Genomic DNA, 12,371 nt, shown 5'->3' on the forward strand with positions numbered 1-12,371 from the left:
AGAGGCTGGCTCGTTGCCCGGGGAAGAACCGGAGCCAGACTGCATCTCCCGGAGTCGAACTCCGTCAGCGTCTCGGCCGATCCGTTCTCCGCCTCAGCGGCAACGAGTGATTACTCTACACAGCCTGCGAGGACCTGCCAACCGGGGTCCATCCCGGGCGTGTCGTCCGCGCCACCGCGGATCGCGGCCAGCGCGCACGAGGCCGACCCCGGGACGGACGGAGGCCCGACACCGTGACGGTGTCGGGCCTCCAGGTCGGCGACGTCGCCGGTCAGTGCCGCCGCCGGTCAGTGCCGAGCGATCACCGGGTTGCGGAGCGATCCGATGCCGGAGATCGTGACCTCCACCACCTCGCCGTCGCGGATCGCGCCGACGCCCGCCGGGGTGCCGGTCAGGATGACGTCGCCCGGGAGCAGGGTCCAGATCGACGAGATGAACTCGATGAGCGTCGGGATGTCGTGCACCATCTCGTTCGTGGACGCGGCCTGACGGAGGTCCCCGTCGACGCGCGTCTCGATGCGGATGTCCGACGGGTCGATCTCGGTCTCGATCACCGGACCGAGCGGGCAGAACGTGTCGAAGCCCTTGGCGCGGGCCCACTGGCCGTCGCGCGCCTGCAGGTCACGGGCGGTCACGTCGTTCGCGATCGTGTACCCGAGGATGACGCTCGCGAAGTCCTCCTTCGCGACGTTCTTGGCGAGGGACCCGATCACGATGGCGAGCTCGCCCTCGTGGTCGACGCGGCCGATGTCGGCGGGCAGCCGGATCGGGTCCTCGGGACCGATGACCGACGTGTTCGGCTTGAGGAACACCACCGGGTCGTCGGCGGTGTGCTCTTCCATCTCCGAGACGTGCTCGGCGTAGTTGAGCCCGACGCCGATGACCTTCGACCGCGGGATGACCGGGGCGAGCAGCTTCGCGTCCGCGAGGGGCACCCGCTCCCCCGTCGTCTCGAAGCCCTGGTACATCGGGTCGCCAGCGAGCACCACCAGTGCGCGCTCATCGAGGATGCCGTAACGGGGGTCCTCCCCCTCGGTGCTGAACCGTGCGATCTTCACGCGTCGACCCTACTCAGCACTCGTGGTGGTCGTCGGCTCCGTCAACCGGACCATCCACCCGTGCGGGTCGGGACGGCGTCCGTACTGGATGTCCGTCAGTTCCGTACGCAGCGACATCGTCAGTTCGCCGGCACCGGTGGTCGGCGAACCGATCGTGAAGCCGTCGCCACGGAGTTCCGCGATCGGCGTGACGACCGCCGCGGTGCCACACGCGAAGGCCTCGGTGATGGTGCCGTCCGCGACGCCGTCCCGCCACTCGCTGAGGCTGACCGGACGACGCTCGACCCGGAGGCCGCGGTCCACCGCGAGCTGCAGGATCGAGTCGCGCGTGATGCCCTCGAGGATGGAGTCCGAGTCGGGCGTGATCAGCGTGCCGTCGGCGCGGACGAGGACCACGTTCATGCCGCCGAGCTCCTCGAGGTACTCGCCCTTCTCGGAGTCGAGGAACATCACCTGCTGGCAGCCGTGCTCGTACGCCTCCTGCTGCGGGAGCAGGGACGCCGCGTAGTTGCCGCCGGTCTTGGCCGCACCGGTGCCGCCCCGGGCTGCGCGGGCGTACCGGGTCGACAGCCAGATCGACACCGGCTCCGGCCCCGAGGTGAAGTACGCCCCAGCTGGGCTCGCGATGCAGTGGTACTGGACCGCGTGGGCGGCGCGGACGCCGAGGAAGGCCTCGGTCGCGATCATGAACGGGCGGAGGTACAGGCTCGTCTCCGGGGCCGACGGCACCCAGGCCTCGTCCGCGCGGACCAGCTGCCGGACGGACTCGACGAAGACCGACTCGGGCAGTTCCGGGAGCGCGAGCCGTCGCGCCGAACGGGCGAACCGTCGCGCGTTCGCGTCCGGACGGAACGACCACACCGACCCGTCGGCGTGCCGGTACGCCTTCATGCCCTCGAAGATCTCCTGCGCGTAGTGCAGGACGCTCGCGCTCGGGTCGAGGGAGAGCGGTCCGTACGCGTGGACCGAGGCGCCGTGCCAGCCGTGGTCGATCGTCCACGAGACGGACGCCATGTGGTCGGTGAAGTGCTTGCCGAAGCCGGGGTCGGCGAGGATCTCCTCGCGTTCCGCCGCGGCACGACGCTCCGGGGACGGAGTGGTCGCGAAGTCCAGTGCGAAGTCGGCGCCGCTGCTGTCGCTGCCGTCGTTGGTGTCGTTGCTCATGGGATGGCTCCTGTCAGGCCGTGGTGGTGCGTGCGGTGACCGCGGCGACGATGGCGTCACCGATCTCGGCCGTCGACCGCTGTGTGGTGCCCCGGTCGGCGAGGTCGGCCTCGACCGCCTGCGTCACCGCCGCCGCGAGGTCCGGTCGGCCGATGTGGTCGAGCAGGAGGGCGACGGACAGGACGGCGGCGGTCGGGTCGGCCAGCTGCTGGCCGGCGATGTCGGGCGCCGATCCGTGGACCGGCTCGAACATGCTCGGGAAGGTGCCGTCCGGGTTGATGTTCCCGGAGGCGGCGAGACCGATGCCGCCGCTGATCGCCCCGGCGAGGTCGGTGATGATGTCGCCGAAGAGGTTGTCCGTCACGATGACGTCGAACCGCGACGGCTCCCGCACCATGTGGATCATGACGGCGTCGACGTGCTGGTAGTCGACCGTGACGTCCGGGTGTTCCTGCCCCACCGCGGCGACGGTCCGCTGCCAGAGCGACCCGGCGTGCACGAGGACGTTGCTCTTGTGCACGAGGGTGAGGTGCTGCCGGGGTCGCCGCGAGGCCAGGTCGAACGCGTACCGCACCACGCGCTCCACGCCGTGCGCCGTGTTGAGCGAGACCTCGGTGGCGATCTCGTGCGGCGTCCCCACGCGGATCGCGCCGCCGTTGCCGACGTACGGACCCTCGGTGCCTTCGCGGACGACGACGAAGTCCACGTCCCCGGGTGCGGCGAGCGGTGACGCGACGGCGTCGTGCACGGTCGTCGGCCGGAGGTTGACGTAGTGGTCGAACGCGAACCGCAGCTTCAGGAGCAGCCCGCGCTCGATGATCCCGCCGGCGAGCCGTGGGTCCCGCGGGTCACCGCCGACGGCTCCGAGGAGGATCGCGTCGTGCTCGGCGATCGCCGCCATGTCGTCCTCGGTGAGGACGTCCCCGGTCTCGAGGAAGCGACTCGCACCCAGCGAGAAGGCGGTCTCCTGCACGTCGAGCTCCGCACCGACCACCGCGTGCAGGACCTTGAGGGCCTCGTCGACGACCTCGGGGCCGATGCCGTCCCCGCGGATGACCGCCAGCTTGAGCGTCTGCGACATGGGTCTCCTAGAGCGTGATGTCGATCTCGCGGAGCGACGCCGCGTCGATCGTGGAACGGACGTGCTCGAGCACCTCGTCCGGGACCGGCGAGTCGACGGTCAGCACGCTGAGCGCTTCCCCACCGGCCGACTGGCGGGCGATCTGCATGGCGGCGATGTTGATGCCCGCGTCGCCGAACTCCTTGCCGTACACCGCTACGATGCCCGGCCGGTCCGTGTAGGCCATGACCACGTGGTGCTTGTCGAGCGCGACCTCGACGTCGTAGCCGTTGATCTCGACGAGCTTCTCGACCTGCTTCGAGCCGGTGAGCGTGCCGGAGACGCTGATCGCCGGACCGTCGGACTGCGCGCCGCGGATCGTGAGGAGGTTGCGGTACTCGGGGCTGTCGCCGTCGGTGATGAGCCGGACGGTGACGCCGCGCTGCTCCGCGATGAGCGGCGCGTTGACGTAGGAGACCTGGTCGCTGACGACGTCGGTGAACACGCCCTTGAGCGCGGCGAGCTTCAGCACACTGACGTCGTACTCGGCGAGCTCGCCGTGCACCTCGACGTCGATGCTCGTGACCGGCGAGGTCGCCATCGCGGTGAAGACCTGGCCGAGCTTCTCGACGAGCGGGATGCCGGGCCGCACGTACGGGTCGATGACCCCGCCGGCGACGTTGACCGCGTCGGGCACGAGCTCGCCCCCGAGTGCCAGGCGGACCGACTTGGCGACGGCGACACCGGCCTTCTCCTGCGCCTCGTCGGTCGAGGCACCGAGGTGCGGCGTCACGACGACGTTCGGCAGGGAGACGAGCGGCGAGTCCTTCGGCGGTTCGGACACGAAGACGTCGAGCCCGGCACCGGCGATCGTGTTCGACGTCAGGGCGCGGTACAGCGCGTCCTCGTCGATGAGGCCGCCGCGGGCGACGTTGACGACGAACGCGGTCGGCTTCATGAGCGCGAACTGGTCGTCGGAGATCATGCCGACCGTCTCCGGGGTCTTCGGCATGTGGATCGTGGTGAAGTCGGCACGGCGGAGCAGGTCCTCGAGGGACACGAGCTCCACCCCGAGCTGCTGTGCACGAGCCGTCGTGACGTAGGGGTCGTACGCGATGACCGAGACGCCGAAGGCCTGGAGGCGCTGCGTGATGAGCGCGCCGATCCGACCGAGGCCGATGATGCCGACGGTCTTCTCGTACAGCTCGACGCCCGTGTAGGACGACCGCTTCCACGCGCCGGCGGCCAGCGACGCGTGCGCCGCCGGGATGTGGCGCGCGAGCGACAGGATGTGCCCGACGGTCAGCTCGGCAGCCGAGATGATGTTCGACGTCGGCGCGTTCACCACCATGACGCCGGCGGTCGTGGCCGCCTTGATGTCCACGTTGTCGAGCCCGACGCCGGCGCGGGCGATGACCTGCAGCTGCGGTGCCGCGGCGATCGCCTCGGCGTCGACCTTCGTCGCGGACCGGACGAGGATCGCGTGCGCGTCGGACAGCGCGGAGAGCAGGGCCGGACGGTCGGTGCCGTCGACGTTCCTGATCTCGAAGTCGGGCCCGAGGGCGTCGACGGTGGCGGGCGAGAGTTCTTCGGCGATCAGGACGACCGGCTTCGACACGACTGCTGTTCCTCACACGAGACGGGTGGTGTACCACCACCCTACCGACGCGGCGGGGTCGTTACGACGCCGTCAGCGTCGCCGACCCGGACGGTCCGCCCGGCTCAGAAGTCGAGCAGGCGCGGGACGAAGAGCTGCAGGTCGAGCCAGAGCGCCCCGGCCGCCGCGAACGCGAGCAGGAACACCGCTGCCGTCACCGCGAGCGTCGACCGGCGGGTGACCCACAGCGCGACGACGAAGGCCAGCGGCGCGATCACGATGTCCAGGACGAGCCAGACCCACGGCACGGCGCGTCGGAGCGAGTCGCCTCCGGACGAGCTCGCGATGAACGCGTTGAACTCCTGCACCGAGCGCGACACGGTGACGAGGTTCCCGACGCTCTGCACGGTCATGTACGCCAGCAACACGGCGAACACGGCCCAGATCGCGATCCGGCCGAGGAGTCCGGTGCGGGACCGTGCCGCCCGGCCCGCACGGCCGTCGACCGCCGTCACCCGAAGCTCCGCGTCATGAGGAACGGCCAGGGGAAGAGGACGACCGCGCCGAGGAGCATCCACAGCAGGCGGGTGCGGGTGCTCCGACCGCGGGCCGCCCAGAGCACCACCGTGAACCACAGCGCCGGGGCGACGATCGACAGGAAGCGCAGGACCTCGACGTAGCCGCTCAGCACCCGGTCGACGCCGGACACGTAGGTCGTCGAGGCGGTGAGCAGCCACGCCACGGTGTACAGCAGGTACAGCCCGCCGAACACGCCGAACCCGATGAGCGCCCCGGAGGTCTCGGGCGCGTCGGGGTCACGCTCGTCGCGCTCCCGGACGGCGATCGGGTTGTGCGCGGCGTCCACGTGCGTGGCGTCGTCCGCGTCACCCCACGACAGGGCGTCGTCGTCGTCGGGTTCGCGTGCCTCCGTCATGCCGTCGAGTCTACGAGGGTCGCCGCTCATGCCTGGGCTGGCTGGGTCTCGAGCACACCGGCCACGACGTCGCGGACGGCGGGGAACAGCGGGTGGCCCTCCATCAGTCCGGTGAGGATCTCGGTGAGGGCGTGCGCCGTCGCACCGGAGCGGAGCAGCGCGTGGAGTTCGTACGACTCCGGGTCGTCCTGGTCGTCGAACTCGAGCGCGACGCGGACGGCGCCGAGGAGGTGGTCCACGGGGAGGCCCCGCTCCGCGAGCTGCGCGGCCGGGCCGATGAACCGCTCGCGGCGACCGAGCTTGCGCAGCGGGTTCCGGCCGACGCGCAGCGTCGTGTCCGGCAGGAGCGGGTTCGCGATGCGCGTCAGGTTCGCCGCGACGTACCGCGCGTGTTCCTCCGGGTCGAAGCCGTGCTTCGCGACGAGCAGTGCGGTCGTCTCCGCGAGCACCCCGTCGACCTCGGCGCGCACGGCGGGGTCCTGGAGGGCCTCCCGGATCAGCCGGATGCCGCGCACCCAGCCGTGGTAGGCGGCGGTCGCGTGCGCGGTGTTGACGGTGTAGAGCTTGCGCTCGACGAACGGCTGCAGGTCGTCCACCCAGGTCACGCCGTCGATGACGGGGTGCTCGGCGGCGGTCCCGGCGAAGGGCGTGCGCTCGATGACCCACTCGTAGAAGGGCTCGAGCACGACGTCGAGACCGCCGGACTGGCCGAGGACGCCGGACTGGTCCGGGACGATGCGGTCGATCGCACAGTTCGCGAAGACCGCGGCGATGTCGCGGTCCTCGAGGATCGGGGCACGGCGGATGCTCGCGTGCAGGGAGTCGGTGGCGTTGAACGCGTTCTCGCACGCGACGATCGTCACCTCGCCGCGGTCGAGCGGACGGGCCGCGAGGCCCTCCGCGATGAGCGGCGCCACGAGAGGCAGGGTGCGGGCCCCGACGGCGGTGGTGACGACGTCGGCCTCGGCGATCGCCCGGACCACGCGGTCGCGGTCCGTCTTGCTGTTCAGCGCGCGGAACCCGGCGACGGTGTGCTCGACCGGCATCTCGCCGACCTCGTGCACGACGAACCGGCCGGCCTCGTTCAGGGCGGCGACCACACGCTCGTCGACGTCGACGAAGGTCAGGTCGTAGCCGCTCGCCACGAGGAACTGGCCCACGAACCCGCGCCCGATCTTGCCGGCGCCGATGTGGACCGCTCGTCTCGTCACCGCCATCCGACGATCATCCCATGTCCGGCGGCGGGCCCGCGCCACGCCGTGGGCGCGACGACCGGCACGACGTCGGGCGTCGTCGCGCTGTGTCGACGTCCGGAGACGTCGGGGTTCTGGAGGAGCTGCTGCATCGTGTCCGGGTCACATCGAGAGGCGGCGGTGCACTGCACCGCCGCCTCGCGGGTCGAGCTTGTCTCAGGCAGACTACCGCGCGGCCGAACCGTCGACGTAGTCGGAGTCCGCCTGCTTCCACGCGAAGAGCTTGCGGAGCTCGCGGCCGGTCGCCTCGACCGGGTGCCCCTCGCCCTTCTCGCGGAGGGCCTGGAACTCCGGGGCACCGGCGTCCTGGTCCTCGATGAAGCGCTTCGCGAAGGTGCCGTCCTGGATGTCGGCGAGGACCGCCTTCATGTTCTCCTTGACCTCGGGGGAGATCACGCGCGGGCCGGAGACGTAGTCGCCGAACTCGGCGGTGTCGGAGATCGACCAGCGCTGCTTGGTGAGGCCGCCCTCCCAGATGAGGTCGACGATGAGCTTGAGCTCGTGCAGGACCTCGAAGTAGGCGATCTGCGGCTGGTAGCCCGCCTCGACCAGGGTCTCGAAGCCGTACTGGATGAGCTGCGACGTGCCACCGCAGAGGACGGCCTGCTCACCGAACAGGTCGGTCTCGGTCTCCTCGGTGAACGTGGTCTTGATGCCGCCGGAGCGCAGACCGCCGATGGCCTTGGAGTAGGACCAGGCGAGGTCCCAGGCGCTGCCGGACGCGTCGACCTCGACCGCGACGATGACCGGGACACCACGGCCGGCCTCGTACTCGCGGCGGACGGTGTGCCCCGGGCCCTTCGGCGCGACGAGCGAGACGTCCACGCCCTCCGGCGCCTCGATGTAGCCGTAGCGGATGTTGAAGCCGTGACCGAAGACGAGCGTCGCACCCTGCTTGAGGTTCGGGGCGATGTCGTCCTTGTAGACGATCCGCTGCACCTGGTCGGGGGTGAGGATGACGACGACGTCGGCCCACGCGGTGGCGTCGGCCGGGGTCAGCACCTCGAAGCCGGCCTCTTCGGCCTTCTGGCGGCTCTTCGAACCCTCCTTGAGGCCGATCTTGACCTCGACGCCGGAGTCGCGGAGGTTGAGGGCGTGGGCGTGGCCCTGCGACCCGTAGCCGATGACCGCGACCTTCTTGCCCTGGATGAGGCTGAGGTCGGCGTCGGCGTCGTACACGATGTCAGTCACGGTGCGTGATCTCCTTGGTTCGGTGGTCTCTGGCTGACCGGTGCTCAGCGCACCCGGTCGGTGATGCTCTTCGGTCCGCGGCCCATGCCGAGGAGGCCGGCGCGGGCCAGCTCCTTGATGCCGTAGGGCTCGAGGACGCGCAGGATCGCCTGGATCTTCCCGGGGTCACCGGTCACCTCGACGACGAGCGAGTCGGTGGCGACGTCGACGACCTGCGCCCGGAACAGCGTCACGGCGTCGAGCACCGCGGACCGGGTCTGGTTGTCGACACGCACCTTCACGAGCATGTGTTCGCGCTGCACCGACTGGGGGAAGTCGAGCTCCACGATCTTGATGACGTTGACGAGCTTGTTGAGCTGCTTCGTCACCTGCTCGAGCGGCAGGTCCTCGACGTCGACCACCACGGTGATGCGGCTCAGGCCGTCCACCTCGGTGCTGCCGACGGCGAGCGACTCGATGTTGAAGCCGCGTCGGGCGAACAGCCCGGCGACACGGGTCAGCAGACCCGGCTTGTCCTCCACGAGGAGGGACAGGACGTGGCTCATGCGGGCTCCCCCGTCATGTCGGCGTCCTCGTCGTCCCAGGTGGGCGCGAGTTCGCGGGCGTACTGGATGGAGGAGTTGCCGACACCCTGCGGGACCATCGGCCAGACCATCGAGTCGCGGCTGACCACGAAGTCGATGACGACCGGGCGGTCGTTGGTGTCGAGCGCGAGCTGGATCGCGGCGTCGATGTCCTCGGGACGCTCGACCCGGATGCCGAGGGCTCCGTAGGCGTCCGCGAGCTTGACGAAGTCCGGCACGCGGCGGGTGCCGTGCCCGGTCTGCAGATCGGTGAACGAGTGCCGGCCGTCGTAGAACAACGTCTGCCACTGCCGCACCATGCCGAGCGACGAGTTGTTGATCACCGCGACCTTGATCGGGATGTCGTTGATGACGCAGGTCGCGAGCTCCTGGTTGGTCATCTGGAAGCAGCCGTCACCGTCGATCGCCCAGACCACTCGGTCCGGCTGGGCGACCTTGGCACCCATCGCTGCCGGGACGGAGTAGCCCATCGTGCCGGCGCCGCCGGAGTTGAGCCACGCGTTCGGGCGCTCGTACTGGATGAACTGTGCCGACCACATCTGGTGCTGCCCGACACCGGAGGCGAACACGCCCTCCGGTCCGGTCATCTCGCCGATGCGGCGGATGACGTGCTGCGGTGCGATGAGGCCGTCCTGCGGCTCGACGTACCCGAGCGGGAAGTCGGCACGGATCTTGTCGAGGTGCGCCCACCAGTCGGCCGTGGAGGCGCGCTCGGACTGGTCGACGGCGGCCCACGCCTCGAGCAGGTCCGCCAGCACGACCTTCGCGTCCCCGACGATCGGCACGTCGGCGAAGCGGATCTTCGAGATCTCGGCCGGGTCGATGTCGACGTGCACGACCTTGGCGTCCGGGGCGAACTCGTCGGCCTTCCCGGTCACGCGGTCGTCGAAGCGGGCGCCGAGCGCGATGATGAGGTCGCTCTCCTGGAGCCCGAGGACCGCGGGCACGGTGCCGTGCATGCCCGGCATGCCGAGGTGCTGCGGGTGCGAGTCCGGGAACGCTCCGCGCGCCATGAGCGTCGTGACCACCGGCGCGCCCGTCGCCTCGGCGAAGCGCAGGAGTTCCGGGGAGGCACCGGCACGGATGACGCCGCCGCCGACGTACAGGACCGGGCGGCTCGACTCGGCGAGCAGCTGCGCGGCGGCGGTGATCTGCTTGCCGTGTGCCTTCGTGACCGGACGGTAGCCCGGCAGGTCGATCTTCGGCGGCCAGATGTACGGCGCCGACATCTGCTGCGCGTCCTTCGTGATGTCCACGAGCACCGGGCCGGGCCTGCCGGTCGTCGCGATCTGGTGCGCGGCGGCGATCGTGGCGGGGATGTCCTCGGGCTTCGTGACGAGGAACGAGTGCTTCGTGATCGGCATCGTGATCCCGACGATGTCGGCCTCCTGGAAGGCGTCCGTCCCCATCAGGGTCGAGAAGACCTGCCCGGTGATCGCGATGAACGGCACGGAGTCCATGTAGGCGTCGGCGATCGCGGTGACGAGGTTCGTCGCACCGGGGCCGGACGTCGCGATCGCGACGCCGACCTTGCCGGACGAGGACGCGTAGCCCTCGGCGGCGTGGCCGGCGCCCTGCTCGTGCCGGACCAGGATGTGGCGGATGGTCGTGGACGCCATGAGCTCGTCGTAGAACGGGATGATGGCGCCGCCGGGCAGGCCGAAGACGTCGGTGATCCCGAGGTGCTCGAGCGTCCGGAGGACGGCTCCCGAGCCGGTCAGGACCTCTGGTGAGCGACGTGCTCCGGCAGCGGACAGCGGTGTGGCTTCCGTGGGCATGAACGGTTCCTTGCCTGGAGGGATGGCGATGTGTCGGGTGTCGACGTCAGCCCGTGACCGCGCCGAGGGCGGCGGACTGGACGAGCTTGGCGTACTTCGCGAGGACTCCGCGGGTGTAGCGCGGGGGCAACGGTTCCCAGCCTGCTCGGCGGGATTCCAGCTCGGCGTCGTCGACCAGTAGGTCGAGCGAGCGAGCCGCGATGTCGACACGGATGCGGTCGCCATCGCGCACGAATGCCACTGGACCTGCGTCCACGGCTTCCGGTGCGATGTGGCCGATGCAGAGGCCGGTTGTGCCGCCTGAGAATCGACCGTCCGTCAACAGTAGTACATCCTTGCCGAGGCCTGCGCCCTTGATGGCCGCTGTGATGGCCAGCATCTCGCGCATGCCCGGTCCGCCCTTGGGTCCCTCGTAGCGGATGACCACGACGTCGCCCTTCTGGATGCGGCCCTCGGTGAGGGCGTCCATCGCGGCACGCTCGCGGTCGAACACCCGCGCGGGCCCCTCGAACACGGAGGCGTCGAAGCCGGCCGTCTTGACGACGGCACCCTCCGGCGCGAACGAGCCCTGCAGGATCGTCAGGCCACCGGTCGCGTGGATCGGGTTGTCGATCTTCCGGAAGACCTCGCCATCGAGCTCGGGCGGGTCGATCGCCGCCAGGTTCTCGGCGACCGTCTTGCCCGTGACGGTCATGCAGTCGCCGTGCAGCAGGCCGGCCTCGAGCAGGGCCTTCATGATCACCGGGATGCCGCCGTTGCGGTCGACGTCGACCATGACGTACTTGCCGAAGGGCTTCATGTCGGCGAGGTGCGGGACCTTCGAGCCGATGCGGTTGAAGTCGTCGAGGGTGAGCTCGACCTCGGCCTCGTGGGCGATCGCGAGGAGGTGCAGCACGGCGTTCGTCGACCCACCGAGGGCCATGAGCACGGTGATGGCGTTCTCGAAGGCCTCGCGCGTCAGGATCTGCCGGGCGGTCAGTCCCAGGCGGAGCATGTTCACGACGGCTTCGCCCGAGCGGTGCGCGTAGTAGTCGCGGCGGCGGTCGGCACTCGGCGGCGCGGCGGAGCCGGGGAGCGACATGCCGAGCGCCTCGGCCAGGCTCGCCATCGTGTTCGCGGTGTACATGCCACCGCAGGCGCCCTCACCGGGGACGATCGCGCACTCGATCTTCTTGAGCTCTTCCTCGGTCATGGTGCCGGCCTTGCACGCACCGACACCCTCGAAGGAGTCGATGATCGTGACTTCCTTCATCGACCCGTCGGCCTGCTTGACGTAGCCCGGCATGACCGACCCGGCGTAGAGGAACACGCTCGCCAGGTCGAGGCGCGCGGCGGCCATGAGCATGCCCGGCAGGGACTTGTCGCAGCCGGCGAGCAGGACGGTGCCGTCCAGGCGCTCCGCGCTGACGACCGTCTCGACGCTGTCGGCGATGACCTCACGCGACACGAGCGAGAAGTGCATGCCCTCGTGGCCCATCGAGATGCCGTCCGACACGGAGATGGTGCCGAACTGCAGCGGGTACCCACCGCCGCCGTGGACGCCTTCCTTGGCGCCCTGGGCGAGGCGGTCGAGGGAGAGGTTGCAGGGGGTGATCTCGTTCCAGGACGAGGCGATGCCGATCTGCGGCTTCTCCCAGTCCTCGTCGCCCATCCCGACGGCCCGCAGCATGCCACGCGAAGTGGTTGCTTCGATCCCGTCGGTGACGACCCTGCTGCGCGGCTTCACGTCGATGTCAGGCATGTCCAGAGTCT

The 12,371-nt window shown here is 70.0% G+C and carries 11 protein-coding genes; all 11 read right to left on the bottom strand.

What is annotated here, in order from left to right:
* Positions 1-287: 287 nt before the first annotated feature.
* Positions 288-1,058, bottom strand: a complete 771-nt coding sequence (locus tag DEI95_RS13665) for a fumarylacetoacetate hydrolase family protein (protein WP_110824457.1) — start codon at positions 1,056-1,058, stop codon at positions 288-290.
* A gap of 9 nt (positions 1,059-1,067) precedes the next feature.
* On the bottom strand, positions 1,068-2,222 hold the full coding sequence (locus DEI95_RS13670; protein WP_110824458.1) for a branched-chain amino acid aminotransferase: 1,155 nt from the start codon (positions 2,220-2,222) through the stop codon (positions 1,068-1,070).
* Between the two features lie 13 nt (positions 2,223-2,235).
* On the bottom strand, positions 2,236-3,303 hold the full coding sequence (locus DEI95_RS13675) for a 3-isopropylmalate dehydrogenase (protein ID WP_110824459.1): 1,068 nt from the start codon (positions 3,301-3,303) through the stop codon (positions 2,236-2,238).
* A 7-nt stretch (positions 3,304-3,310) separates the two neighbouring features.
* On the bottom strand, positions 3,311-4,900 hold the full coding sequence (serA, locus tag DEI95_RS13680) for a phosphoglycerate dehydrogenase (protein WP_110824460.1): 1,590 nt from the start codon (positions 4,898-4,900) through the stop codon (positions 3,311-3,313).
* A gap of 104 nt (positions 4,901-5,004) precedes the next feature.
* Positions 5,005-5,394, bottom strand: a complete 390-nt coding sequence (locus DEI95_RS13685) for a hypothetical protein (protein ID WP_110889892.1) — start codon at positions 5,392-5,394, stop codon at positions 5,005-5,007.
* Entirely contained in the window at positions 5,391-5,813 is a 423-nt protein-coding gene (locus DEI95_RS13690; RefSeq protein WP_110824462.1) for a hypothetical protein, read from the bottom strand. The genes DEI95_RS13685 and DEI95_RS13690 overlap by 4 nt, the downstream gene beginning before the upstream one ends.
* A gap of 26 nt (positions 5,814-5,839) precedes the next feature.
* Positions 5,840-7,030, bottom strand: coding sequence for a mannitol-1-phosphate 5-dehydrogenase (locus tag DEI95_RS13695; RefSeq protein ID WP_110824463.1), 1,191 nt, complete (start codon positions 7,028-7,030; stop codon positions 5,840-5,842).
* 201 nt (positions 7,031-7,231) lie between these two features.
* The gene (gene ilvC, locus DEI95_RS13700; RefSeq protein WP_110824464.1) at positions 7,232-8,257 is read right to left on the bottom strand and encodes a ketol-acid reductoisomerase; all 1,026 of its coding nucleotides are present in this window, start codon (positions 8,255-8,257) and stop codon (positions 7,232-7,234) included.
* A 44-nt stretch (positions 8,258-8,301) separates the two neighbouring features.
* Positions 8,302-8,802 carry an acetolactate synthase small subunit gene (gene ilvN, locus DEI95_RS13705; protein WP_110824465.1) on the bottom strand — a complete coding sequence of 167 codons (501 nt, stop codon included), beginning with the start codon at positions 8,800-8,802 and terminating at the stop codon, positions 8,302-8,304.
* On the bottom strand, positions 8,799-10,619 hold the full coding sequence (locus DEI95_RS13710) for an acetolactate synthase large subunit (RefSeq protein ID WP_110824466.1): 1,821 nt from the start codon (positions 10,617-10,619) through the stop codon (positions 8,799-8,801). Before DEI95_RS13710 ends, ilvN begins: the two co-directional genes overlap by 4 nt.
* 46 nt (positions 10,620-10,665) lie before the next feature.
* A complete protein-coding gene (ilvD, locus tag DEI95_RS13715) occupies positions 10,666-12,360 on the bottom strand; it encodes a dihydroxy-acid dehydratase (protein ID WP_110889894.1) in 1,695 nt (564 codons plus the stop codon).
* Positions 12,361-12,371 lie beyond the last annotated feature (11 nt).

Origin of the sequence: Curtobacterium sp. MCBD17_008, from assembly GCF_003234475.1 — a bacterium.
GTDB lineage: Bacteria > Actinomycetota > Actinomycetes > Actinomycetales > Microbacteriaceae > Curtobacterium.